The organism is Pseudoxanthomonas sp. GM95 (genome assembly GCF_900109775.1).
GTDB lineage: Bacteria > Pseudomonadota > Gammaproteobacteria > Xanthomonadales > Xanthomonadaceae > Pseudoxanthomonas_A.
The window spans coordinates 695,590-719,249 of the sequence record NZ_FOAX01000002.1 but is presented as its reverse complement, the minus strand read 5'-3'; the positions used below and the strand labels follow the sequence as shown (position 1 = coordinate 719,249).

At 68.2% G+C, this 23,660-nt stretch carries 20 protein-coding genes; 8 read left to right on the top strand and 12 right to left on the bottom strand.

The genetic code is table 11. The annotated features are described in order from the left end of the window. Nucleotides 1-10: 10 nt before the first annotated feature. The 6 genes from gcvT to BMZ17_RS11200 form a co-directional block, all read right to left on the bottom strand. Nucleotides 11-1,117, bottom strand: a complete 1,107-nt coding sequence (gcvT, locus tag BMZ17_RS11225) for a glycine cleavage system aminomethyltransferase GcvT (protein WP_093138661.1) — start codon at nt 1,115-1,117, stop codon at nt 11-13. An 82-nt stretch (nt 1,118-1,199) separates the two neighbouring features. After that, the gene (locus tag BMZ17_RS11220) at nt 1,200-1,631 is read right to left on the bottom strand and encodes an NfeD family protein (protein WP_093138660.1); all 432 of its coding nucleotides are present in this window, start codon (nt 1,629-1,631) and stop codon (nt 1,200-1,202) included. Between the two features lie 4 nt (nt 1,632-1,635). Continuing rightward, nucleotides 1,636-2,604, bottom strand: coding sequence for an SPFH domain-containing protein (locus tag BMZ17_RS11215; RefSeq protein WP_093138659.1), 969 nt, complete (start codon nt 2,602-2,604; stop codon nt 1,636-1,638). Nucleotides 2,605-2,694: 90 nt separating this feature from the next. Beyond that, entirely contained in the window at nt 2,695-3,648 is a 954-nt protein-coding gene (locus tag BMZ17_RS11210; RefSeq protein ID WP_093138658.1) for a DUF6607 family protein, read from the bottom strand. Further along, nucleotides 3,645-4,271: a hypothetical protein gene (locus tag BMZ17_RS11205; protein ID WP_093138657.1), complete on the bottom strand. Its 627-nt coding sequence runs from the start codon at nt 4,269-4,271 to the stop codon at nt 3,645-3,647. Before BMZ17_RS11205 ends, BMZ17_RS11210 begins: the two co-directional genes overlap by 4 nt. Before the next feature lie 205 nt (nt 4,272-4,476). Next, nucleotides 4,477-4,671: a hemin uptake protein HemP gene (locus BMZ17_RS11200; protein WP_093138656.1), complete on the bottom strand. Its 195-nt coding sequence runs from the start codon at nt 4,669-4,671 to the stop codon at nt 4,477-4,479. A 180-nt stretch (nt 4,672-4,851) separates the two neighbouring features. Between BMZ17_RS11200 and BMZ17_RS11195 the strand changes: the two genes are divergently transcribed. The 5 genes from BMZ17_RS11195 (at nt 4,852) to BMZ17_RS11175 (ending at nt 10,096) form a co-directional block, all read left to right on the top strand. Continuing rightward, nucleotides 4,852-5,847 (top strand): hypothetical protein, encoded by a 996-nt coding sequence (locus BMZ17_RS11195; RefSeq protein WP_093138655.1) that lies wholly within the window; start codon nt 4,852-4,854, stop codon nt 5,845-5,847. A 164-nt stretch (nt 5,848-6,011) separates the two neighbouring features. Further along, nucleotides 6,012-7,310, top strand: coding sequence for a NupC/NupG family nucleoside CNT transporter (locus tag BMZ17_RS11190; protein WP_093138654.1), 1,299 nt, complete (start codon nt 6,012-6,014; stop codon nt 7,308-7,310). 151 nt (nt 7,311-7,461) lie between these two features. Then, nucleotides 7,462-8,412, top strand: a complete 951-nt coding sequence (locus BMZ17_RS11185) for a ribokinase (protein WP_093138653.1) — start codon at nt 7,462-7,464, stop codon at nt 8,410-8,412. Between the two features lie 23 nt (nt 8,413-8,435). Next, on the top strand, nt 8,436-9,434 hold the full coding sequence (dusB, locus tag BMZ17_RS11180) for a tRNA dihydrouridine synthase DusB (protein ID WP_093138652.1): 999 nt from the start codon (nt 8,436-8,438) through the stop codon (nt 9,432-9,434). A 191-nt stretch (nt 9,435-9,625) separates the two neighbouring features. Beyond that, entirely contained in the window at nt 9,626-10,096 is a 471-nt protein-coding gene (locus tag BMZ17_RS11175; RefSeq protein WP_093138651.1) for a nuclear transport factor 2 family protein, read from the top strand. A gap of 78 nt (nt 10,097-10,174) precedes the next feature. On the opposite strand, the gene BMZ17_RS11170 is transcribed toward BMZ17_RS11175, so the two are convergent. Then, complete coding sequence (locus BMZ17_RS11170) at nt 10,175-11,284, bottom strand: metal-dependent hydrolase (protein ID WP_093138650.1); 1,110 nt, start codon at nt 11,282-11,284, stop codon at nt 10,175-10,177. Nucleotides 11,285-11,548: 264 nt separating this feature from the next. On the opposite strand from BMZ17_RS11170, the gene BMZ17_RS11165 reads away from it, so the two are divergent. Continuing rightward, a complete protein-coding gene (locus BMZ17_RS11165; RefSeq protein WP_139202895.1) occupies nt 11,549-12,025 on the top strand; it encodes a nuclear transport factor 2 family protein in 477 nt (158 codons plus the stop codon). Nucleotides 12,026-12,074: 49 nt separating this feature from the next. Here BMZ17_RS11165 and BMZ17_RS11160 read toward each other — a convergent pair whose 3' ends face one another. The 4 genes from BMZ17_RS11160 to BMZ17_RS11145 all read right to left on the bottom strand — a co-directional run bounded on the left by BMZ17_RS11160 (nt 12,075) and on the right by BMZ17_RS11145 (nt 17,412). Then, nucleotides 12,075-14,141, bottom strand: a complete 2,067-nt coding sequence (locus BMZ17_RS11160) for a hypothetical protein (RefSeq protein ID WP_093138648.1) — start codon at nt 14,139-14,141, stop codon at nt 12,075-12,077. A gap of 75 nt (nt 14,142-14,216) precedes the next feature. After that, the gene (gene upp / locus BMZ17_RS11155; protein WP_254775283.1) at nt 14,217-14,840 is read right to left on the bottom strand and encodes a uracil phosphoribosyltransferase; all 624 of its coding nucleotides are present in this window, start codon (nt 14,838-14,840) and stop codon (nt 14,217-14,219) included. A 74-nt stretch (nt 14,841-14,914) separates the two neighbouring features. Continuing rightward, nucleotides 14,915-15,709 carry a UDP-2,3-diacylglucosamine diphosphatase gene (locus tag BMZ17_RS11150; RefSeq protein ID WP_093138646.1) on the bottom strand — a complete coding sequence of 265 codons (795 nt, stop codon included), beginning with the start codon at nt 15,707-15,709 and terminating at the stop codon, nt 14,915-14,917. Further along, a complete protein-coding gene (locus BMZ17_RS11145) occupies nt 15,706-17,412 on the bottom strand; it encodes a bifunctional ornithine lipid synthase OlsF (RefSeq protein WP_093138645.1) in 1,707 nt (568 codons plus the stop codon). The genes BMZ17_RS11150 and BMZ17_RS11145 overlap by 4 nt, the downstream gene beginning before the upstream one ends. Nucleotides 17,413-17,651: 239 nt before the next feature. Here BMZ17_RS11145 and metK point away from each other — a divergent pair, with 239 nt between their 5' ends. Continuing rightward, a complete protein-coding gene (gene metK / locus BMZ17_RS11140; protein WP_093138644.1) occupies nt 17,652-18,863 on the top strand; it encodes a methionine adenosyltransferase in 1,212 nt (403 codons plus the stop codon). A gap of 241 nt (nt 18,864-19,104) precedes the next feature. Here metK and BMZ17_RS11135 read toward each other — a convergent pair whose 3' ends face one another. Continuing rightward, a complete protein-coding gene (locus BMZ17_RS11135) occupies nt 19,105-20,967 on the bottom strand; it encodes an ABC-F family ATP-binding cassette domain-containing protein (RefSeq protein WP_093138643.1) in 1,863 nt (620 codons plus the stop codon). Between the two features lie 204 nt (nt 20,968-21,171). Here BMZ17_RS11135 and BMZ17_RS11130 point away from each other — a divergent pair, with 204 nt between their 5' ends. Then, a complete protein-coding gene (locus BMZ17_RS11130; RefSeq protein WP_093138642.1) occupies nt 21,172-23,529 on the top strand; it encodes a TonB-dependent receptor plug domain-containing protein in 2,358 nt (785 codons plus the stop codon). The last annotated feature ends 131 nt before the right edge of the window (nt 23,530-23,660 follow it).

Here is a 23,660-nt window from a genome sequence, read left to right as displayed (position 1 = left end):
TGCCTCCTGCTTAGGTGAGCACGCCGGCCTGCGGCTGGCCATCGCGCACGAACGGGAACTTGACCACGCGCACCGGCACTTCGCGGCCACGAATGTCCACGCGCACCTCACCAGGCTCGCCCGCCGGCACGCGCGCGAAGGCGATCGCCTTGCCCAGCGTCGGCGAGAACGTGCCGGAGAGGATCTCGCCCTCGCCTTCGGCAGTGATGACCTTCTGGCCGTGACGCAGCACGCCCTTCTCATCCATCACCAGCCCGATCAGCTGGCGCGGCGCGCCCTGCAGGTGCTGCGCTTCCAGCACCTCGCGGCCGACGAACTCGCGGCCTTCGTCCAGCGTGACCGTCCAACCCATCGCGGCTTCGTACGGCGAGACGGTCTCGTCCATGTCCTGGCCATAAAGATTCATACCGGCCTCCAGGCGCAGCGTGTCGCGCGCGCCCAGCCCGGCCGGCTTGACGCCCGCTTCTACCAGCGCGTCCCAGAACGCCACGGCCGCATCGGCCGGCAGCACGATCTCGAAGCCGTCCTCACCGGTGTAGCCGGTGCGCGCGACGAACAGTTCGGCGCCACCGGTGCTGACCGCATCGACCGCGGCGAAGCGGGTCAGCTTGTCGGCCGCGGCGCGATCTTGCTCGCGCAGCAGGCCGATGACTTTGGCGCGCGCGTTCGGGCCCTGCACGGCGATCATCGCCAGCTCCGGGCGCTCGATCACTTCCACGCCATAGGCGGCAGCCTGCTTGTTGATCCACGCCAGGTCCTTGTCGCGCGTGGCGGCGTTGACCACCAGGCGGAAGAAGGCCTCGTCCAGGAAGTAGATGATCAGGTCGTCGATCACGCCGCCCTTGGCGTCCAGCATCGCGGTGTACAGCGCCTTGCCCGGCTTCTTGAGCTTGTCGACCGAATTGGCCACCAGGTAGCGCAGGAACTCGCGCGTGCGCGGGCCTCGCAGGTCGACCACGGTCATGTGGCTGACGTCGAACATGCCGGCATCGCGGCGCACGGCGTGGTGTTCCTCGATCTGCGAGCCGTAGCTGATCGGCATGTCCCAGCCGCCGAAGTCCACCATCTTGGCGCCAAGCGCGCGGTGGCTGTCGTTGAGGATCGTCTTCTGGGTCATGGGCTGGTCCTTCCAAAGAGGCCGGCATTATTCCAGAAAGGACCTCTGGCCCGCGGCATGACCAATGCCACGGGGCCCGGGATCAGGCTTCCTCGATGCGCAGCACCATGCCGTCGGTGGACACGATGCGCACGGCGGCGCCGACCGGCAGGTCCGGGCCTTCGACGGTCCAGTAGGTGTCGGCGAGCTGGATACGGCCGCGGCCGCGCACGATGGCCTGGTCCAGCAGCGCGGTCTGGCCGATCAGCTGGTCGGCGCGGCGGTTGAGCAGCGGCTTGTCGCTGACCTGGGCGCGGGCGCGGAACCAGCGCCGGTAGACCAGTACCGAGGCAATGGCGAACACCGCGAACAGGATCGCCTGCGGCAGGATGTCCAGGCCGGGCGCGATCAGCATCACCGCCATCATCGCCACGGCGGCAAAGCCCAGCCACATCAGCGAGGCACCGGGCACCAGCGCTTCGGCGGCGAACAGCACAAGCGCCAGCACCGCCCAGAAGGCAAGACGCATCGTCATGCCCTCAGACGCCGGGACGCGGCGCGCGCGGCGGGATCGCCGGCGGCGGCTTGGGACCGTCGGACCCCAGCGCTTCGCGCGCCAGCTGGGCGATGCCACCGAGCGAGCCGATCATGCCGCTGGCCTCCATCGGCATCAGCACGAACTTCTGGTTGGGCGCGGTGGCCAGTTCCTTGAACGCCTCGACATACTTCTGTGCGACGAAGTAGTTGATCGCCTGCACGTTGCCATCGGCGATCGCCTGTGAGACCAGCGTGGTGGCCTTGGCTTCGGCCTCGGCCAGGCGCTCGCGGGCCTCGGCCTCGCGGTAGGCGGCCTCGCGCTTGCCTTCGGCTTCCAGGATCGCGCTCTGCTTTTCGCCCTCGGCGCGCAGGATCCCCGACTGGCGCGCGCCCTCGGCTTCCAGGATCGAGGCGCGCTTGTCGCGTTCGGCCTTCATCTGCCGCGCCATTGCATCAAGCAGGTCGCGCGGCGGCTGGATGTCCTTGATCTCGATGCGGTTGACCTTGACGCCCCACGGGCTGGTGGCGTGGTCGACCACGCCCAGCAGCTTGGCGTTGATGACTTCGCGATTGCTCAGCGATTCGTCCAGGTCCATCGAGCCGATCACGGTGCGGATGTTGGTCTGGATCAGCGCGATCATCGCCTGGTCCAGGCTGGACACCTCGTAGGCCGCCTTGGCGGCGTCGAGCACCTGGAAGAACACCACGCCATCCACGGTGACCGCCGCGTTGTCGCGGGTGATGACCTCCTGGGAAGGCACGTCGAACACCTGTTCCATCATGTTGACCTTGCGGCCCACGCCCTGCATGTACGGAATCAGGATGTGCAGGCCCGGCGAGAGCGTATTGGTGTACTTGCCGAACTGCTCGACCGTGTACTCGAAGCCCTGCGGCACCACGCGCACGCCCTTGAACAGCGTGACCACGACGAAGACCACGATCACCGCGGCCAGGATCATTCCGATACCCATGACATTCCCCTTCCCTTGCGTCGCCCTGCGTCAGGGCGCTCCCTGCCTTCGATTATAGGCATGCGCCGGCGGCGGGCCGGCGTAGTGGGTTCAACGCGCGGCCGGCGCCGCTTCAACCCACTGCGCGAACACCGCGTCGGTGTCCCCGGCCTTGACCTTGCCGCCTTCCTCCAGCGTGGCGGCCTGCTCGAACAGCGGCATGATCATCGCCATGCCGTCCAGCTTGGTCTTCAGGTGTACGCCCGGCGGCTGGTCGAGGAAGCCGGCCCAGCGCGCACGCACGCCAGCCCAGAAGTCCTTGGTCGCCTTCCAATAGGTATAGGCCGGGGTGAAATCGACCTGGCTGTCGCGGTGGTAATCGTCGAAACCGAACTCGCGCGCGATCTCGATCTGACTGCCGTCCGGCTTGCGCAGCACCTTGGTGTTGAACTGCTCGTGGGTCCAGCCGTTCGGCGTGACCGTATGGCGGTTGATCACGCGCAGCGCGTTGTAGTCGCTGCGCCGGGTGTACTCGCGACGCGGCAACGGACGCCAGCTGTCGTCGCTGGTCCAGGTGGCCGCTTCACCGTTGTAGGTCCAACGCCCGGTGCCGCAATAGCGCGGCGCGTCGCTGACTTCGTACACGCACTGGGTCCAGGCGCCAGTGGTTTCCTGCGGCGACAGCGCGCGCACGGTCCAGGTCTGGTCTGCGGTGAATTCAAAGCGCTGCGGCGCCTGGTAGATCCAGTCTTCGCGCCAGTGCTTGGTCACATGCCCGCTCTTGCCGTCCACCAGCAGGTGCTGCAGCGACACCTTGGTCGGCGTGTCTTCGATCACGATCACCGCTTCATCGCCGCCGCTGCGCATCGCCGCGGCGCGCTCGTAGCCGGGCTGCAGCAACACGGTCTCGTCAAAGGCGAAATCCACGGCGTATTCGCCTGCGATCTTGAGCAGGGTCGCGTGGTCGCGGACTGGATCGGCGGCGGCGGGTTCGGCCGCGTGGGCAGGTGAGGCGAAGACAGCGGTGAGTGCGACAAGGACGGCGACGTTGCGCACGCGGCTCATCGATGGAACTCCAGATCGGGGCGGAACACGTAATCGGCCAGCTCGCCTTTTTTTACCGGTGCATCGACCGAACGCAACGCCGCCTGCGCGCAGCAGCAGTCGTCCCACGCGGCCAGTTCGGCGCCTTCGGCGCGGACGATCTCGCGCGTGGTTGCCGCCCCCAACGAAGACACCGGCGTCAGGCTGGCGGCCAGCACCGCGCCGGCGCCACTTTCGGGCAAGGCATGCAGGCGCACCGGGCAGGCGCGCCATTGTTCGCCGGTCAGGCGACGCGCCAACCGTTGCCACAGCCGCTCACTGACGCCGCGACTCGCCAACGCCGCAGGGTTTTGCACCGGCAGCTGCGCGCCAAGCTGGTCCCAGGCCAGGAAGTCGCTGTCCGGCAGCAGGCACAGCCGCCAGCAGCATTGGCCATCGCGATCGAAGAACAGCAGGCTTTCGCGCAGGCCGTCGCTTTCCACACCGGCCTGGATGCAGGCGCTCACCGACTGGTTCCAACCGGCCAGCTCACTGCCCTGCTGCGGGCGATACAGGCACAGGACCGTACCGAGCGCGGCGAGCTGTTGCGGCCTCGGCAGGGCCTTGACGATGTGGGCGGGCCGGACAGTCGTGTCGAGGGTCATGACCGTTACCTGGACGAGAGCGGGAAGACGGGAAACGCGACGGCAGCAAGTACTGCGGGGCAAAGCCGAATCAGGGCAGCCGGCTCAGCCGAGCCGGTCCGCCGGGGCCACGCCGGCAATTCCGGGGGGCCCGGCCATGCCTGACGCAGCGGTCGGCACGGCGGCAACAAAGGCGGGCACTCCATCGCCCACGAAATCGGTCGACTTACTTGGTGAGGATCAGCTTGTCGTTGCTGGTATGGCGCAGGCGGTAGGTGCGATCGCCGTGCTGGATCAGGATTTCGCGGCGGCCCTTGAGCAGGGCTTCGCTGCTGAGCGTCTCGGCCGGCGGCACGACGCGCGGGGTGCGGTCGGCGGCACGCAGGTCGTTCTGGGGGAAGACGACAGTGTGGACATTCATGGCACGAGCTCCGTAGACGATTCGAGAGTGATGATAATCATTCTCATTCAAGAGTCAAATAACTTCGATCGCCTTTCCAAATGAAGCCGCGGCATGCGCCACGGCGTTCCCGGTTCGGCATGACGCCTTCTCAATGCGCCGTGGCAGACTTCCCGCCATGCGACGACCAAGGAAAGCGCCGTGACCCCACGCGCCCGGTTCAATCTGGTGATGGGCCTGCTGGTGTTGGCCGCCGTGGCCTTCGGCCTGTGGCGCTGGCGACAGCAGGCCAGCAGCGCCGCGGTCTCGGCGCAGATCGCCGCCCGGGTCGCGCAGGCCCGCAGCAGCACCGAAGACCGGAACCGCGTCGACACCGCCCGCGAGGAACGCGGCCTGCCCGCATCGCCACCCGCCTCCACCGCGCCGCTACCGCCCTGGGGCGAGCCGCTGGGTGCGAACTTCGACACGCTGCGCCGCCGCGCCGACGCGGGCGACGCACAGGCCGCCTGCCGGATCGGCGTGGAGCTGAGCCTGTGCAACCTCTCCCAGATCACCGATGACCTGCCGATCGAAAACGCACGCGTGGAAGCGCTGAAGCATGGCGCGTCGCTGGGCCAGGCCGATGCGGCCGCAGATGCCGCGCGCCAGCAGGTCATCGCCCGCGACCGCGGCTTCGACGGCTATTGCCAGGGGCTGGACACCGCCACGCTCAGGCAGGCGGCGAGCTATCTGCGCAAGGCCGCCCTGGCCGGCAACCGCGACGCGATGCTGCGCTACGCGACGGGGCCGTTCTTCAACAAATCCAACGCGTTCCTGGACCAGCACAGCTACCTGCAGGACCCGGTGTTCGCCGATTGGTATCGTGAAGCGGTGCCGATGCTGCAGCGGGCGCTGCACGCCGGCGATCCGATGGCCGTGCAGCTGCTGGCCGATGCCTACGCCAGCGACGGCGGCCTGCTCAACGCCCTGGTGCCCGACGACCCAACCCAGGCGTACAGCTACCAGCTGCTGCTGTCCTACCTGAGCGGCGGTCCCGCGCCCGCGGCCGGCACGCTCGACGCCCGCCAGCGCGCCGATGCCGAGCACCAGGCCCAGCGCCTGTACCGCGAATCCTTCGACAGCCATCCGGCGAAGGCGCCGATTCCGCGCGATCTGACCCTGCAGCCCGACAATCCGGCCGCTGCGCCCTGCCGCTGAACGGCGGCGACGTCGTGTTTCGCGCGCCGGCCCACAGGCACAAGAAACGAGAAATCGCCCGCCAATCCTGGCGCTTCGCGCCGCGCGCCGGCCTTTTCCTTGCCGCCGCCGGCGCCCTCCACTAGGCTGGCAGATTCGAAGTCGCGTGTTTCTTGGGGAAGCTGATGCTGGAAGGTGTATCGCGGGCCGCGTTTGGCCTGTTCGGGCTGGTCGTGCTGCTGGGCATCACCTGGCTGTTCTCCAATAACAAGCGTGCGGTGGACTGGCGGCTGGTGGCCACCGGCGTGATCCTGCAGATCGGTTTTGCCGCGCTGGTGCTGCTGGTGCCAGGCGGTCGCGACGTGTTCGACTGGCTGGGCCAGGTGTTCGTGAAGGTCCTGAGCTTCGTCGGCGAAGGCTCCAACTTCATCTTCGGCAGCCTGATGGACGTGCCCAAGGCCGGCTTCATCTTCGCCTTCCAGGTGCTGCCGACCATCATCTTCTTCTCCGCGCTGATGGGCGTGCTCTACCACCTGGGCGTGATGCAGGCCGTGGTGCGGGTGATGGCGCTGGCGATCACCAAGGTGATGCGCGTGTCCGGTGCCGAAACCACCAGCGTCTGCGCCAGCGTGTTCATCGGCCAGACCGAGGCGCCGCTGACCGTGCGCCCGTACATCCCCAAGATGACCGAATCGGAGCTGATCACGATGATGATCGGCGGCATGGCGCACATCGCCGGCGGCGTGCTGGCCGCGTACGTCGGCATGCTCGGCGGCGGCGATCCGGCGCAGCAGGCGTTCTACGCCAAGCATTTGCTGGCCGCCTCGATCATGGCCGCGCCGGCCACGCTGGTGATCGCCAAGATCCTGATCCCCGAGACCGGCACGCCGCTGACCCGCGGCACGGTCAAGATGGAAGTGGAAAAGACCACCAGCAACATCATCGACGCCGCCGCGGCCGGTGCCGGCGACGGCCTGCGCCTGGCGCTGAACATCGGCGCAATGCTGCTGGCCTTCATCGCGCTGATCGCGCTGATCAACGCGCCGCTGACCTGGCTGGGCGATGTCACCGGCATCGCCTCGGCGATCGGCCGTCCGACCAACCTGGCGACGATCTTCGGCTACGTGCTGGCCCCGATCGCCTGGGTGATCGGCACGCCGTGGGCCGATGCGATCACCGTCGGCTCGCTGATCGGCCAGAAGGTGGTGATCAACGAGTTCGTCGCCTATTCCGAGCTGGCCCAGATCGTGAACGGCCAGGTGCCGGGCATGTCACTGAGCCCGGACGGCCGCCTGATCGCCACCTACGCGCTGTGCGGCTTCGCCAACTTCAGCTCGATCGCGATCCAGATCGGCGGCATCGGCGGCCTGGCCCCGGAGCGCCGCGCCGACCTGGCCCGCTTCGGCCTGCGCGCAGTGCTGGGCGGTTCGATCGCCACGTTCATGACCGCGACCATCGCCGGCGTGCTGACGCACTTCAGCTGAGCCCTTGGCGCGACGGGCCTTTGCGCCCGATCGCGCGATTTTCCATTCAGCAAACTGGGATCGCGTACGGCGGCCGCACGGCCGCCTGCGGCATACTTGCGCGCCCACACGGCCGCGCCAAGCTGCCGTTTCTATTGAAGAAGAGATGTATATGAGTTCTGTCGTTGTCGTCGGCTCGTTCAATGTCGACCACGTCTGGCGCTGCGATGCGCTGCCGGCCGCTGGCGCCACCATTGCCGGCCGCTACAGCTCCGGCCCCGGCGGCAAGGGCTTCAACCAGGCCATCGCGGCAGCGCGCGCGGGTGCGTCGACGGCGTTCGTCTGCTCGCTCGGCCACGATCCGGGCGGCGTGATGGCGCGCGACCTGGCCGCGCACGACGGCGTGCACGTGATCGCCGAAGACAGCGTCGAGCCCACCGGCACCGGCGGCATCTACGTGGATAACCACGGCCGCAACACCATCGTGATCGGCCCGGGCGCCAACTTCACCCTGAGCACCGATTTCATCGCCCAGCAGCAGTCGCTGCTGGCCGGTGCGCAGGTGGTGCTGGCGCAGCTGGAATCGCCGCTGGAAAGCATCGAGGCGACGATGACCGCCGCACGCGCCGCCGGCGTGCTGACCATCCTCAACGCTGCGCCGGCCAACGCCGTGGCCAGCATCTCGCTGCTGCGCCAGAGCGACATCCTCACCCCGAACGAAACCGAGTTCGCCGCCCTGCTCGGCCGCCACGTCGGCCATCGCATGGAGGGCGACGACGTCGCCGCGCTGGACGGCAATACGCTGCATGGCCTCTGCCGCCAGCTGCTGCCCGGCGGCACCGTGGTGGTGACCCTGGGCGCGGTCGGCGTGTTCGTCTCGCACGAGGACGAACAGCTGCGCGGCGACACCCAGGCGTACTACCGCGTTGGCGCCGACAGCGCGCAAACCGTGGACACCACAGGCGCAGGCGATGCGTTCAACGGCGCGCTGGCCGCGTCGCTGGCGCATGCACCGCAGGCCGCGTTCAACGTGCACGTGCGCTTTGCCAACCGCTTTGCCGCGCGCTCGACCGAGAGCGAAGGCGCCGCGGTGTCGATGCCGAAGCTGACGCCGGACTTCTGAGTCCGGGCTGCGACGATTCCAGCATGCGCATCGGCCCGTACACGATCGATCCACCGCTGATCCTGGCGCCGATGGCCGGGGTCACCGACAAGCCGTTCCGCCAGCTGTGCAAGCAGCTCGGCGCCGGCCTGGCGGTGTCGGAGATGACCACCAGCGATCCGCGCTTCTGGAAGACCGACAAGTCGCTGCGGCGCATGGACCATGACGGTGAACCGGCGCCGGTGAGCGTGCAGATCGCCGGCACCGAGCCGCAGCAGCTGGCCGATGCGGCGCGCTACAACGTCGACCACGGCGCGCAGATCATCGACATCAACATGGGCTGCCCGGCCAAGAAGGTGTGCAACGCCTGGGCCGGTTCGGCGCTGATGCGCGATGAAGGCCTGGTGGCGCGCATCGTCGAGGCCGTGGTCAAGGCCGTGGACGTGCCGGTGACGCTGAAGATCCGCACCGGCTGGGATGCCGACCATCGCAACGCACCGGTGATCGCGCGCATCGCGCAGGACGCCGGCATCGCCGCGCTGGCCGTGCACGGCCGCACCCGCGACCAGCAGTACACCGGCTTCGCCGAGTACGACACCATCGCGGCGATCAAGGCCGCGCTGACGATCCCGGTGTTCGCCAATGGCGATGTCGATTCACCGCGCAAGGCCGCGCAGGTGCTGCGCCAGACCGGCGCCGATGCGGTGCTGGTCGGCCGCGCCGCGCAGGGCCGGCCGTGGATCTTCCGCGAGATCGCCCATTACCTGGCCACCGGCGAAGAACTGCCGCCGCCGTCGATCGGCGAAGTGCGCGACATCCTGCTCGGCCACCTGCAGGCGCTGCACGCCTTCTACGGCGCGCCGCAGGGCGTGCGCATCGCGCGCAAGCACCTGGGCTGGTATGCGAAGGATCGTCCCGAGAATGCCGCCTTCCGCGCGGTGGTCAACCGCGCCGCGACGTCCGACGAGCAGCTGCGCCTGACCGCCGATTACTTCGACGCGCTCGAAGCCGGCGTGCCGTCGGGATTCGCCGCAGCAGCCTGAGGCCGGGACCGGCGGCGCTCCATTGCAACATCGCCCGCACGCGTCGCAGCTGGCGCGTTCTTCCTTGACGTTGTGCCCTTGATCCATGCGGCCCCCAGCGCCGCGTGGCGGGTCGGCGACGCTTTTCGCGTAACAGGGACAGGTCTCCCGCTGATCCCGGGAGACCTTCCCTCTTCGATCAAGGAGTTTCCATGTCCAGGTCATGGGTTGTCCCGATGCTGCTCCTGCTGGCCTTGTGCAGCCGGGCCGTTCAGGCGCAGGAGCTGCTCCCCGAGGCGAAGCAGCAGCTCGCCGCCGCCGGCGCCGCGGTCGGCAAGGCGATCACCACGCATGACACCGCCGCACTCGAAAAACTCTGGTCACCCAAGCTGCTGGTCAACAGCCCCAACAACCACGTGCTGACCCGCGCCGAAGTGCTGGATGCGATCAAGCGCGGCCAGCTGGAGTACGAGGGCGGCTACACCTCCAGGCTGGAGAAGGTCGAGTTCTACGGCAACGTCGCGGTCACCATGGCCGATGAAACCCTGGTGCCCGGATTCGGCCCGGACAAGGGCAAGACGATCCGGCGCCGCAGCACCAACGTCTGGCAGTACGGCGACGGGGCGTGGGTGATGATCGCGCGCCAGGCCACGATCTACGACCCGGACGCCAAGCACTACTGAGCTTGCGTGATGCAGGCCTGCCCGGTGGCGTACAGGGACGATGCCGTGATCAGGTGCGCGATGGCGCCCGGTCGCCGCTCAGTGCGCGCCGCCGTCCGGCGCGACCGCTTCCGTCGTGGCATCGACCGGCCGTGGCGCGACGATCACATCGCGCAGCGGCACGTTGCTTTCATGCCAGGTGCGGTGCCAGACCGCGCCGATCAACTTCGCGAAGCCCGACACGCCGGAGATCGGCAGCGGCACCTTGATCTGCTCCGGCGCCACCGCCTGCCAGTCGCCTTCGTGCTGCGCGGCCACGGCGAAGTTGAAGGTGTAGGTCGGGTCCAGGCCCATGCGCAGGTCCGACAGCACCAGTCGCCCATCCTGCACCTGGGTGCGCATGAAACCGTGGTTGAACCAGTCCAGGCGCGTCACGGCCGGAATGCCGATCGCCTTGGCCTGCGCCAGCGCCTGGGTGTTGGACGGATGGCCGCGGAACACCATCGGGCCCTCGTCGAACACCGAGCGCTCGGCATCGACATAGCCGCTGGGCGTCATCGCCACCACGCGCCACAACAGCGTGGAGAACGGCAGCGGCGTGGAAAAACGCGGCGCGTGCGCCAGGCCCATCGCCGCCAGGGTGCGATCGGCCTCGCGATCGACCTTCCATTTGGAGAAGCCGGCCACGCCGATCACGCCGGCCGCAAGCACCACGCCGGCGATCGCGCTGCGCCGGCCGAGCGGCTTCTTCGGACTGCACCAGGCGATCACGCAGCCCAGCAATAGCCACAGGGTGAAGGCAGGTTCGATGATGAAGAACAGCGACCACATCGCCGGTGGCGTCTCCATCGGCCACAGCAACGAGGTGCCGTAGACGGTGCAGGCGTCCATCAGCGGATGACTGAGCAGGCAGGCCTGGATCAGCCAGAACCAACGCACCGGCGCCGACTTCACCCGCTTGCCGTGCAGCCGGCACATGCCCCACACCAGCCAGCCGATCAGCGGCAGCAGGAAAATCGAATGCAGGAAGCTGCGATGCCAGGTCATCAGCAGCACCGGGTCATCGGTGAACAGCGGCAGCAGCAACACGTCCAGATCCGGCACGGTGTTGAGCGCGGCGCCGGCCAGGATGGCGGCGCGGCGTTGGCCGGCCGGAGCGATGGCGGCGCCGATGGCACCGCCGAGAACCAGGTGGGTGAAGGAATCCATGGGCGTCGATGCTAGCAGCGCGTCGCGGGCCTGCGCGGTGGTGAGGGCGATGGAGCTCCTTGGTTCAATGCAGCGTTGGCTGGATCGGCGCTGGGGCGTTTAGAAGCTGCGATCGCGCCTGACCGCGATGTCATGCCGCGATCATGCTGTCCCTCCCGCGACCGATTGCCGCACGCCGGGACGTTGTGGATGGCGACGATGGATGCGCGCGCCTCGCTTGCGAGGTGGATCGCTCCACGCGCCCGGATCGACAGGAGCATGGCCATGACCAGCAGCGCGGCACCGATCGGCCTGTGGCTCCCCGCGTTGCTGCTGGGGTTACTCGTGGCGGCCGTGTTATCCGGCGGGCTGGTGTGGCTGCTGATTCGCCTGACGCGCGGCATGGCCGAAGCAGGCACAGGCTTCTTCGCCGCGCTGGCACGCCATGACGCGGGTGCGGCGCGCGCGTTTCTGTCCGATGCCTTCCTCGCGGCCACCGATGCGGCGGCCCTGCACGATTGGCAGGTGCGCCACGGGCTGATCGAAGTCCGCGGCACGACCTGGTTCGGACGCAAGCGCATGACCGGTCGCGGCCTGTTGCATGGACAGGTCCACACCACGCACGGACGCGCGGTGGCCATGCGCGTCGGCCTGGTCAAGCAGGATGGCGGATGGAAGATTTATTCGCTGCACGCGGTCGGCGGGCCGCTGGGCGCTTTTCTCACACCGGGTTGGCAGCGCCATCCCGGCGCAACGCCCTGAGCCGCGCCACGCGCCCGCACAGCTCACGAAAGCGCGCAATCGCTGCGCCCTACTCCATCCAAGGATTGCGCACCGGCCGCCACTGCGCGGGCAGCGTGCCGCTGGCCGTGGCCTGCTCCATCGCCAGCAGCTGGACCACGGTCGGGTCATCGGCCGGCATGGTCGCGCGCGCCTGTGCCCAGGCCTTGCGCGCACCTGTGATGTCGCCGATGCGCGCCAGCGCATTGCCTTCTTCCACCGCGCAGCCGACGTGGAACGGCATCAGCTTGACGATCTCGCCGCAGCGTCGCGCGATCTGCGGCCAGTCCGGCTTGGGCTGTTCGTAGATCTCCTCGATCACGATCGGATACAGGCTGGAGGCGCGTGCACGTGGCTCGTCGATATAGCCGGTCCACACGCCCAGCGTGCCGATGCGCTTGATCAGCTTCAGATGCGCCATGGTTTTCTTCGGGTCGTAATCGAACTCCGGCTCGGGGATGGTCATCGCCATCGGCAGCAGAAACCAGCCGGCGTAATGCCCGGCCACGTTGGTGTCGTCCACGCTTTCCACATAGCGCCGCAGCGGCACCTGCTCAGCGCGCGCCCACTCGGGCATGTACATGTAGCCGTTGTAGAGCATCGCGTCGGCTGGCTTGTGGACGGCCACGTACGCCTTGATCTCCGGCAGGCGCTGGCCCAGGTCCACGCCTTCGTCGGTGAAGCCGCGCCAGGCCTGGTCGCTGCCGCCGGCCAGTTCGTTGAAGTATTCGTAGAGGCGCGGCTCGCGCGCGGTCATCACCAGCGCCAGTGCCGCCGGGGCGAAGGCCAGCGGCTTCCACACGCGGCCGCGCAGCGACACCGACGCGCGCCAGGGGAGCGCGCCGGCCAGCGTCGCCAGCGGCAGGAACATCGGCAGCGCGTGGCGCACGCCCGCATAGGTGCCACGCGACGACAGTAGCGACAGCCAGTAGCCCAGGCCCAACGCGGCCATCATCACCAGCAGCCGGCGCTGCGCGCCGGTCAACGGCGCGCGCCACAGCGCGAGCAGGCCCAGCAGCGCGGCGGCCAGCAAGGGCAATGGAATCTTCGCCGCCAGTTCGCCCGGCCAGAAGAACCACGGCGGCGCGCCCTTGAACTTGTGACCGAACAGCCAGTGGTTGCGCTGGCCGCGTCCTTCCACGCCGGCCCGCAGCGTATCGGCCAGGCCCCACACATATGAGCGCGGCAACAGGTGCGTACGGTCGGCAAACGTCAGCACCGCGCGCTGTGTCGGCGAAGCGAGGTCATCGATCTTGTCGGCGAAGGGCCGGTTGAATGGATCGCTGCCATCGGGACTGGCATGGAACTGGAAGCCGTATTGCGCCCATAGCAGCACCACCGCGAGCACCGCCGCGGCGAGGATCGCGCCCAGCCGGCGCAGGCGATGCGCGGGTTGCCTGATGCCCGCCGCGTCGCGCGTGCGCCACAGTGCCAGCACGCTCAATCCGATGCCGATCCCGACCAGTCCGCCCAGCGCCGAATGCTTGGTGCCCAGCGCCAGCCCGCAGGCCAGCGCGAAGGCCAGCCACGCCGGCCAGCGCCAGCTCGTCGCCAGCCACGCCGCACAGGCGGCGGCCAGGCCGAGGCAGAGCGCGACCGGCAGGTCGGTCATCAGCAGCGGCAGGTGCGCGCCGATGGTCGGTTCGACCGCCAGCCATGCCAGCATGCCTGCCGCCCACCACAGCCCGGCCACGCGCCACACCACCAGCGCGATGGCGCCAAGCAGCAGCAGATTAAAGGCGAACATCGCGCGCCGGATGTTGGCCTGGGTCGCTTCGGGCGTGTTGTCCAGGTAGGCGGCGGTCTGCACGAAGCGGCGCTCGTCGCGCTTCTCGTGGATCACGCGCAGCGGCGGCATCACCACCGTGCGTGGCGCCAGCCACGCGGTCCAGCGCTTGGCCAGCGGCGGATGCTCGGGGTTGAGCCGGTAGTCGCCAAAGCGCTGGTACGACAGCCCGGCCGCATAGTGATACGGCTCGTCGATGGTCAGCCCATCGCGCGCGGTACCCACCATCGAACGGGCCAGCGCCAGCACCAGCAGCGCGGCGATCAGCAACAGGCCGGGGATCAGGGAAGTCAGGCGCGGGCGAATGTCCATGCCCGCATTACGCGGCGCGCACGGCCCGCCGGCCAGTCCCTCCTTCGGAACGAAAACGCGCCTACACCCGACGCGTCAATGCACGCCGAACATCCGCTCGCCGGCATCGCCCAGCCCGTGCATGTGCGCGGCCTCGCCGTCCGTGCGCGGTTCGATGCCGGCCAGGTGGATCGCCACATCCGGGTGTGCCGTCGTCAGCGCCTCCAGCCCGTCCTGCGCGGCCAGCAGGCAGATGAACTTGAGCTCGCGCGTGCCCGCGGCCTTGATCCGGCGCAGCGCGGCCACGGCGGTCTGGCCGGTGGCGATGATGGGATCGACCACGATCGCCTGACGCAGGGCGATGTCCTCGGGCAGGCGGCAGTCGTACTCGACGACATCGTCCATGCCTGCGTGGTGATGCAAACCGAGGTAGCCCACGCGCGCGGCCGGGATCACTTCCAGCATGCCGTCGATCAGGCGGTTGCCGGCGTGGGTGATCGAGACCAGGCAGAGCTTCTTGCCGGTGAGCAGCGGCGACCTGATCACGCCGCTGGAGGTGGTGATGGTGGTCGCCGCCAGCGGCAGATCGCGACAGGCCTCATAGGCCAGCAGCGCGCCGATCTCGCCGACCAGCCGGCGGAACTCGGTGGTGGAGGTCTTGCTGCGGCGAAGCAGCGTGAGCTTGTGCTGCACCAGTGGATGCTGGACGACCTCGATCATCGGCATCGTCACAGGTTGCTGCGCACCACCAAGCCGCGACGCACGCGCATCGGCGTCCCTGCCCTGCATGGCGCTCAGGCAGCGCGCGGCAGCGTGGCGTCGGGCACCGCGCGCAGGCGCGCGGGCAGTTCGCTCAACACCTGGCCGGTGTGCGAGAGCAGCTGCAGCGTGCCGTCGTGGGTTTCGCACAGCGCGGTGAGGCTTTCGACCCAGTCGCCATCGTTGGCGTAGACCAGCCCGTCCTGGCGGATCAGCGCGGCACGATGGATGTGCCCGCAGACGATGCCATCCAGCCCGCGCGTGCGCACGTCGTCCAGCCCGGCCTGCACGAAGCGCGCGATATAGCGCTCGGCCGCCACGCTCTTGCGCTTGAGGTATTCGGCCAGCGACCAGTAGCGCAGGCCGAAGCGGCGCCGCATCCGGTTGACCAGCCGGTTGCCGGTGAGGATGCGGTAGTACAGCCAATCGCCGAACTGCTCCTGCAGCCCGCCGAAATGCGTCACCGCGTCGTAGTCGTCGCCGTGCACCACCAGCAGGCGGCGACCATCGGCGGTGGTGTGGATCACGCGCCGGCGCACCTGCATCGCCGGCAGCATCAGCCCGCAGAAGCGGCGCGCGGCGCGGTCATGATTACCCGGCACGTAGATCAGCTCGGTGCCGTTGCGGGCCAGCGCATGCAGCGCCTCGACCACGCGCTGGTGCGCGGCATCCCAGCGCGCGCGCCGCTGCGACATCCACCACAGGTCGACGATGTCGCCGACCAGATACAGCTGCCGGCACTTCACCCGCCCGAGGAAATCGGCGAACTCGGCGGCGTGGCAATGCGTGGACCCAAGATGCACATCGGAGACGAACACGGCGCGGTTCATGCGGCTTGCTCCTGCGGGGAAGATCCGAGGTAACGCTGGCGCTTGCGCGCGCTCATGCGTTCGAGGTCCAGTTCGATCAGGCCATCGACGCAGCCGGCGAAATCCGCATCCACGCCAAAGGCCAGGAAGCGCGCGCCGCCCGGCTCGCACAGGTCGGTGTACTGCCGGAACAGCATCGGCAGCTGCGCGCCCAGCGCATCCAGGTTGCCGCGCAACACCGCGAACGCCGTGGCCGCATCCATCGCTTCGAACTCCGGCGGCGCATCGCTGAAACGGAACGGCTTGCGCGCCGTGGCTTCCGTGCCATGTCCGTGGAACTGCTGGTAGTAGGCGACGATCTGCTCGCGCGCCGCGCACGGCAGCGCCGCGCTGATCGACACCGCGCCGAACAAATAACGCACCTGCGGATGCGCGGTGAGGTACGCGCCGATGCCCTGCCAGAGCTGGTCGATGCTGCGGCTGTTCCAGTAGGCCGGCGTCACGAAGCTGCGGCCCAGCTCCATGCCCTGCGCGATGCGCGGCAGCGCCGCCTCGGACCAGTCGAACAGCGAGGCGGTGTACAGCCCGGCCAGTCCGCGCTGGGCCAGCACCTGCGCGCCACGCGCCACGCGATACGCGCCGGCGACTGCGCCAGCCGCGTCATCCCACAGCACGATGTGGTCGTACCAGGTGTCGTAGTCGTCCAGGTCCAGCGCGCGGCCGGTGCCCTCGCCGACCTGGCGGAAGGTGAGTTCGCGCAGGCGGCCGATCTCACGCAGCAGCGGCGAGTCGGCTTCAAGCCGGCCGGCAATGATCGTGCGGCCGTCGCGGGTGTTGCCGAAGGTCGGCAGCGTGGCGACCGCGGCACGCAGCTCAGCAACGGGCACCGGCTCGGCCAGCGGCGCCAGTGTGTCGGCGCGCGCATCGGCGCGACGCCCCAGCGCGTACAGCGCGCGGCGCAACTGGCGAATCGCGGCCTCGTCATCGCCGTTGGCGTCCAGCGTGCGGGCGTGGCCGACATGCAGCTTCAGCGGCTGCTTGCGGCGGGCGAACATCTCGCGCGGCAACAGCGCGGTACCGACCGGCTTGAACACCGCCGAGGCGCCATAGAACAGCGCCGAGTTACGCGCCTCCACGCGGATCGGCAGCACCGGCGCGCCGGTCGCACGCGCGAACCGGGCGAAGCCTGCGCGCCAGCGCCCGTCGCGCACGCCCAGCGGATGCAGGCGCGACACTTCGCCCGCCGGAAACACGATCACGCACTGCCCCGCCGCCAATGCGCTGCGCACCGCGCGCAGGCTGCCCGCCTCGGCCTGGCCGCCGAACACGCGCACCGGCAACAGCAGTTCCTTCAACGGCCCGATATGGGCCAGCAGGTGGTTGGCGATGATGCGCACGTCGCGCCGCACCTGGCCGACCAGGCCCAGCAGCGCCATCGCATCGCGCGCGCCGGACGGGTGGTTGGCGATCACCAGCAGCGGGCCGCTGGCCGGGATCCGCGCCAGCGCCTGCGGATCGGCCTGCAGGTCCAGTTTCAGGAAATCATGCGAGGCGGCGACGAACTGCCAGCCGTCCAGGTCCGCGGTCTGGCGCAGGAAGGCCTGCGCCTGGTCGATGCCCGACCAGTGGCCCCAACGGCGCAGCAGCGGGCGCGTGATCGCGCCGCGGCGCCCGCCGAACCAGCGCGGGTAACGTTCGATGAGGGTGTCTTCCAGAGGTCGCATGGGAGGCCTGGCGAGGCAGCGGCTGTCTGGAACGCCAGTCTTGGCATGGGCGACGACAGGCACATGTCATTGCTGCGTCGGGCCGATGACACGGCGATCAGCCGCACTGACGCCGGGCTGTCACCGCCACGACGCAAAGTAACGCCACGGCAACAAGCGGCGCGCCAACATGCGCCGAGCCCCGCACGCGTGTATCATGCGCGGCCATCTTTTCATCCGCATTGAAGGATATAAGCCTGATGTCCAGCTACCTGTTCACATCCGAATCGGTCTCCGAGGGCCATCCGGACAAAATCGCCGACCAGATCTCCGACGCCGTCCTCGACGCGATCCTCGCGCAGGACAAGCGCGCGCGCGTGGCCTGCGAAACGCTGGTCAAGACCGGCGTGGCGATCGTGGCCGGCGAAGTGACCACCAGCGCCTGGATCGACCTGGAAGCGCTGACCCGCAAGGTCATCCTGGACATCGGCTACAACAGCTCCGAGGTCGGCTTCGACGGCGAGACCTGTGGCGTGCTGAACCTGATCGGCAAGCAGTCCCCCGACATCAACCAGGGCGTGGACCGCAAGAGCCCCGAGCAGCAGGGCGCCGGCGACCAGGGCCTGATGTTCGGCTATGCGACCAACGAGACCGACAGCTACATGCCGGCCGCGATCCACCTGTCGCACCGTCTGGTCGAGCGCCAGGCGCAGATCCGCAAGAAGAAGAACTCGCCGCTGTCCTGGCTGCGTCCGGACGCCAAGTCGCAGGTCACCCTGCGCTATGAAGACGGCGTGGCCACGGCGATCGACGCGGTCGTCCTGTCGACCCAGCACGATCCGGGCGTCAAGCAGAAAGACCTGATCGAAGCCGTGCGCGAAGAGATCATCAAGCCGGTGCTGCCGGCCAAGTGGCTGCACAAGGGCACCAAGTTCCACATCAACCCGACCGGCAAGTTCATCATCGGCGGCCCGGTGGGCGACTGCGGCCTGACCGGCCGCAAGATCATCGTCGACACCTACGGCGGCTGGGCCCGTCACGGTGGTGGCGCGTTTTCCGGCAAGGACCCGTCCAAGGTCGACCGTTCGGCTGCCTACGCCGCGCGTTACGTCGCCAAGAATGTCGTGGCCGCCGGCCTGGCCGATCGCTGCGAAGTGCAGGTCTCCTACGCCATCGGCGTGGCCGAGCCGACCTCGATCTCGGTCACCACCTTCGGCACCGGCAAGATCGCCGACGAGAAGATCGAAAAGCTGATCCGCAAGCATTTCGACCTGCGCCCGTACGGCATCATCCAGATGCTGGATCTGATCCACCCGATGTACCAGCAGACCGCCGCTTACGGTCACTTCGGCCGCAAGGCCAAGGACTTCACCTACACCGACGGTGCCGGCAAGTCGCATTCGGCCACCGCGTTCTCGTGGGAAAAGACCGACCGCGCCGACGCCCTGCGCGCGGATGCCAAGCTGAAGTAAGTCGCTTCGGCGACATCGCTGGAAACAGAAAGGCCGCTGAGAAGCGGCCTTTCTGCTGTGTGGCGTTGGGATTTTTTCCCCCTCCCTTTCGCGTAGCGAAGCGGAGCTCGAAGTCGCGTTCTAGCGACTGAGGGGGAGGGGTTGGCTCTTCGCACTGCCGCAACTGAAACAGCAAGAGCAAAGACCAAGGCACCCCACCCCGGCCCTCCCCTTCGCTTCGCGAAAGGAAAGGAGACAGGCCTTACGCCGCGTCGTCGTACAGCGACATCCAGGCCGCTTCGGCCTTGGCCAGGTCGGCCGCGGTCATCTCGCGTTGGCGACCCAGGTCGGCCAGCTTGCTGCCATTGGCCGCATTGGTCGGATCGGCGAGCTGTGCATCGATCGCGGCGACCGCTGCTTCGAGCTGGGCGACTTTTTCTTCGGCGGCTTTGAGCTTGTGCGGGTTCGGCGGCTTCTTCTGCGAGACCGGCGGAGTCGGCGGCGGTGGCGTAGGCGCCGCCTGCGCCATCTTCTGCTTGGTGCCCTGCGCGTTGGGACGCGTGCGCAGCCAGGCGGCGTATTCGTCCAGGTCGCCAGCGAACGGCTCGACCACGCCATCGGCCACGCGCCAGAAGGTGTCACAGACCAGGCCGATCAGATGGCGATCATGGCTGACCATCACGATCGCGCCTTCGAAGATGCTCAGCGCTTCTGCCAGCGCTTCGCGCATTTCCAGATCGAGGTGGTTGGTCGGTTCGTCGAGCAGCAGCACGTTGGGCTGCTGCCAGGCGATCAGCGCCAGCGCCAGGCGCGCACGCTCGCCGCCGGAGAAACCATCGACCACTTCGAACGCGCGGTCGCCGGGGAAATTCCACTTGCCCAAAAAGTCACGGAACGACTGCGTCGAGGCATCCGGCGAGATCTCGCGGAAATGGTCGATCGGCGACTGGCCCTCGTGCAGCGACTCCACGGTGTGCTGGGCGAAGTAGCCGATGCGCAGGTCCGGATGCGCGCTGCGCTCGCCGCGGATCGGCGCGATCTCGCCGACCAGCGTTTTCACCAGCGTCGACTTACCCGCGCCGTTAGGACCGAGCAGGCCGATGCGGTCGCCTGCCTCCAGGCCGAAGCCGACGTTGTGCAGGATTACCGAATCGTCGCCGTAACCGCAGTCGGCATCGTTGAGGCGGATCAGCGAGTACGGCAGGCGCGCCGGCTCGGAGAACTCGATGCGGAACTCGCGCTCGGCGCGCACCGCCTCGGTGCCGGCCATCTTGGCCAGGCGCTTGATCCGGCTCTGGGCCTGGCTGGCTTTGCTGGCCTGCGCCTTGAAGCGATCGATGAAGCTCTGCAGGTGCGCGCGCTCGGCCTCGGCCTTCTCGTGCTGGATCTGCTGTTGGCGCAGGTGTTCGGTGCGCTGGCGTTCGAAATCCGTATAGCCGCCGACGTAAAGCTTCGCGCCGCCGCCGTGCAGGTGCAGCGTGTGGGTGGCGACGTTGTCCAAGAACTCGCGGTCGTGCGAAATCAGAAGCAGCGTGCCCGGGTACTTGAGCAGCCACTGCTCCAGCCAGAACACCGCGTCCAGATCCAAGTGGTTGGTCGGTTCGTCGAGCAGCAGCAGGTCGCTGGGCATCATCAGCGCGCGCGCCAAGTTCAGGCGCACGCGCCAGCCGCCGGAGAAATCCTTCACGGCGCGCTGGTGCGTATCGGCCGGGAATCCCAAGCCATGCAGCAGCTTGCCGGCGCGCGCCTGGGCGTCGTAACCGCCGACTTCCTCCATGCGCAGGTGCACGGCCGCGACCGCTTCCCAATCCTCGGCGGCCATGGCGTCGGCCTCGGCCTTGAGCACGGCGGCCACCTCGGTATCGCCGCCTAGGACGAAGTCCAGGGCCGGATCGGGCAGCGCCGGGGTTTCCTGCGCCACGCTGGCGGTGCGCACCTTGCCCGGCAGCTCCACATCGCCCTTGTCCGCTTCCAGTTCGCCCTTGACCGCGGCGAACAGGCTGGATTTACCGGTGCCGTTGCGGCCGACAACACCGACGCGATAGCCGGCGTGCATGGTCAGGTCGACGTTGGACAACAGGAGGCGTTCGCCGCGGCGAAGGGCGAAGTTGCGGAGCGAAATCACGTGACGTTTCCGGGAGAGGGTTGCAGCAGACCGCGCAGTGTATCGGGTCTTGCTGACACGATTGTTTGTTAAGAAACCGTTGACACCGCCTCCGCGCAGCGGTTATTCGTGTCTCGCACCGCAACATTCCGCGACACTTGGACACAGATCCGCGGCCGGAACGCTTCACGCAATGCGGGCAACTCTTCTTCTTCCGGAGCCACCATGACGTACAAGCCAACCCTCCTGACCGTCGCCATCGCCCTGGCGATGGCCGTCCCCGCGCAGGCACAGGAAAGCCAGCAGAACGCCAAGACCCTGGATAACGTGATTGTCACCGGCACGCGCGTGGCCGACCGCACCGTGGCCGAATCGCAGTCGCCGATCGACATCATCACCCCCGAGGTGCTGGAAGCCACCGGCACCACCGAGCTCGCGACCGCACTGTCGCGCGCGATCCCCTCGCTCAACTTCCCGCGCCCGGCCATCACCGACGGCACCGATGCGGTGCGCCCGGCCCAGCTGCGCGGCCTCTCGCCGGACCAGACCCTGGTCCTGGTCAACGGCAAGCGCTACCACACCACCGCGCTGGTCAACCTCAACGGCAGCCAGGGCCGCGGTTCGGCCCCGGCCGACCTCAACAGCATCCCGGTCGCGGCGATCGAGCGCGTCGAAGTGCTGCGCGACGGCGCGGCCGCCCAGTACGGCTCGGACGCCATCGCCGGCGTGATCAACATCGTGCTCAAGGGCAGCGACAGCGGCGGCAGCGTCAGCCTGCGCGGCGGCAAGTACAGCGCTGGCGACGGCGCCCAGTACCAGCTGTCCGGCGATGCCGGCTTCAAGCTGGGCGAAATCGGCGGCGTGCACTTCGCCGCCCAGGCCGGTCACCAGAACCAGACCGACCGCGCCAAGCCCTACCAGGGCGTGGTCGAACAGCGCTACGGCGATCCGGAAGTCGAGCAGGGCGCGTTCTCCTACAACGGCGAGCTCAAGCCCACCGACTACCTGACGTTCTATTCGTACGGCATGGCGAGCAAGCGCAAGATCCTGTCCAACGGCTACTTCCGCTTCGCCGGCGACAACCGCAATCGCCCGGAGATCTATCCCGACGGCTTCCTGCCGCAGATCTACAACGAGTCCGAGGACCAGTCCTGGGTCGGCGGCCTGAAGACCTCGACCGAAGGCGGCCTCAACATCGACCTGTCGGCCAACTACGGCCACAACAAGCTCACCTTCGACGTCAAGAACTCGCTCAACAACTCGCTTGGCGTGACCTCGCCCACCGAGTTCTACGCCGGCGCGCTGGAGCTGAGCCAGTACGTGTTGAACGCCGACTTCAACAAGCAGCTGGACTGGGGCCTGGCCTATCCGGTGACGCTGGCCTTCGGCGCCGAGTGGCGCGGCGAGGACTACAAGGAGTCGCCCGGCGAAGTGGCGTCCTACGTCAACGGCGGCGTGCCTTCGGCCAACGGGGCGCTGCTGCCGGGTGCGCAGGTGTTCGCCGGGTTCAAGCCCAGCGACTCGGGCAAGTACGACCGCAACAGCCACTCGTTCTATGTGGACCTGGAAGCGGACCTGACCGACAAGTTCTCCGCCGGCCTGGCCGGTCGCTATGAGAAGTACAGCGACTTCGGCGACACCAGCACCGGCAAGCTGTCGCTGCGCTACGCCTTCAACGATGCGGTCGCGCTGCGTGCCACGGCGTCCACCGGTTTCCGCGCGCCGTCGCTGCCGCAGCAGTTCTTCCAGTCCATCGCCACCAACTTCATCGGCGGCGTGCCGTATGAGATCGGCACCTTCCGCACCGACAACCCGGCGGCCATCGCCCTGGGCGCCGAACCGCTCAAGGCCGAGAAGTCCACCAACTACGGCCTGGGCCTGGTGCTACAGCCGGCCGACGGCCTGTACGTCACCCTGGACGCCTACCAGATCGAGATCCGCGACCGCGTGGTGCTGTCGGAAAACCTGACCTCGGTGCCGGTGCGCAACTACCTGCAGGCCAATGGCTTCCCGGGCATCGGCGGCGGTCGTTACTTCACCAATGCGGTGGACACCACCACCCGCGGCGTCGACCTGGTCAGCACCTATCGCTGGGCGCTGGCCGGCAGCAACCTGGACCTGAGCGCGGGCTACAACCGCAACAAGACCGAGATCGACAAGGTCGCCGCCAATCCGCCGGCGCTGGCCGCGATCGATCCCACCGCGGTGCGCATCGGCCAGGCCGAGCTGAGCCGCATCGAGGAAGGCTCGCCCAAGGACAAGTTCTACCTGGGTGCGCTGTGGAGCCCGGGCGACTGGACCTTCAGCGCGACCACCACGCGCTGGGGTGAGTTCGTGGTCTACAACTCGCCCACCACCAACCCGGTGCAGCAGACCTATGCCGCGCAGTGGACGCTGGACCTGGCGGCCACCTACAAGCTGGGCAACTGGAGCTTCACCCTGGGCGGCGACAACGTGACCGATGAGTACCCGGACCAGTCGCTGGCCGGCATGGGCACACGCACCTACCTGCCGTATGCGACCAACTCGCCGTACGGCTTCAACGGCGCGTACCTGTACGGCAACATCGGCTTCAAGTGGTAAGCACACGCTGACGTCCGGCCTGCATCGCGGACATCACGCGTAGCGCAAAAGCCCCGGCAATGCCGGGGCTTTTGTTTGCACGGAAGGAACACCCCGTCCCGCGCAACGCCATGCGACGCCACATCGCGCCA

What these genes read in the sequence shown, in the direction of transcription:
- gcvT (WP_093138661.1), bottom strand. Translation starts at nt 1,117, where the DNA reads ATGACCCAGAAGACGATCCTCAACGACAGCCACCGCGCGCTTGGCGCC.
- BMZ17_RS11220 (WP_093138660.1), bottom strand. Translation starts at nt 1,631, where the DNA reads ATGACGATGCGTCTTGCCTTCTGGGCGGTGCTGGCGCTTGTGCTGTTC.
- BMZ17_RS11215 (WP_093138659.1), bottom strand. Translation starts at nt 2,604, where the DNA reads ATGGGTATCGGAATGATCCTGGCCGCGGTGATCGTGGTCTTCGTCGTG.
- BMZ17_RS11210 (WP_093138658.1), bottom strand. Translation starts at nt 3,648, where the DNA reads ATGAGCCGCGTGCGCAACGTCGCCGTCCTTGTCGCACTCACCGCTGTC.
- BMZ17_RS11205 (WP_093138657.1), bottom strand. Translation starts at nt 4,271, where the DNA reads ATGACCCTCGACACGACTGTCCGGCCCGCCCACATCGTCAAGGCCCTG.
- BMZ17_RS11200 (WP_093138656.1), bottom strand. Translation starts at nt 4,671, where the DNA reads ATGAATGTCCACACTGTCGTCTTCCCCCAGAACGACCTGCGTGCCGCC.
- BMZ17_RS11190 (WP_093138654.1), top strand. Translation starts at nt 6,012, where the DNA reads ATGCTGGAAGGTGTATCGCGGGCCGCGTTTGGCCTGTTCGGGCTGGTC.
- BMZ17_RS11185 (WP_093138653.1), top strand. Translation starts at nt 7,462, where the DNA reads ATGAGTTCTGTCGTTGTCGTCGGCTCGTTCAATGTCGACCACGTCTGG.
- dusB (WP_093138652.1), top strand. Translation starts at nt 8,436, where the DNA reads ATGCGCATCGGCCCGTACACGATCGATCCACCGCTGATCCTGGCGCCG.
- BMZ17_RS11175 (WP_093138651.1), top strand. Translation starts at nt 9,626, where the DNA reads ATGTCCAGGTCATGGGTTGTCCCGATGCTGCTCCTGCTGGCCTTGTGC.
- BMZ17_RS11170 (WP_093138650.1), bottom strand. Translation starts at nt 11,284, where the DNA reads ATGGATTCCTTCACCCACCTGGTTCTCGGCGGTGCCATCGGCGCCGCC.
- BMZ17_RS11165 (WP_139202895.1), top strand. Translation starts at nt 11,549, where the DNA reads ATGACCAGCAGCGCGGCACCGATCGGCCTGTGGCTCCCCGCGTTGCTG.
- BMZ17_RS11160 (WP_093138648.1), bottom strand. Translation starts at nt 14,141, where the DNA reads ATGGACATTCGCCCGCGCCTGACTTCCCTGATCCCCGGCCTGTTGCTG.
- upp (WP_254775283.1), bottom strand. Translation starts at nt 14,840, where the DNA reads ATGATCGAGGTCGTCCAGCATCCACTGGTGCAGCACAAGCTCACGCTG.
- BMZ17_RS11150 (WP_093138646.1), bottom strand. Translation starts at nt 15,709, where the DNA reads ATGAACCGCGCCGTGTTCGTCTCCGATGTGCATCTTGGGTCCACGCAT.
- BMZ17_RS11145 (WP_093138645.1), bottom strand. Translation starts at nt 17,412, where the DNA reads ATGCGACCTCTGGAAGACACCCTCATCGAACGTTACCCGCGCTGGTTC.
- metK (WP_093138644.1), top strand. Translation starts at nt 17,652, where the DNA reads ATGTCCAGCTACCTGTTCACATCCGAATCGGTCTCCGAGGGCCATCCG.
- BMZ17_RS11130 (WP_093138642.1), top strand. Translation starts at nt 21,172, where the DNA reads ATGACGTACAAGCCAACCCTCCTGACCGTCGCCATCGCCCTGGCGATG.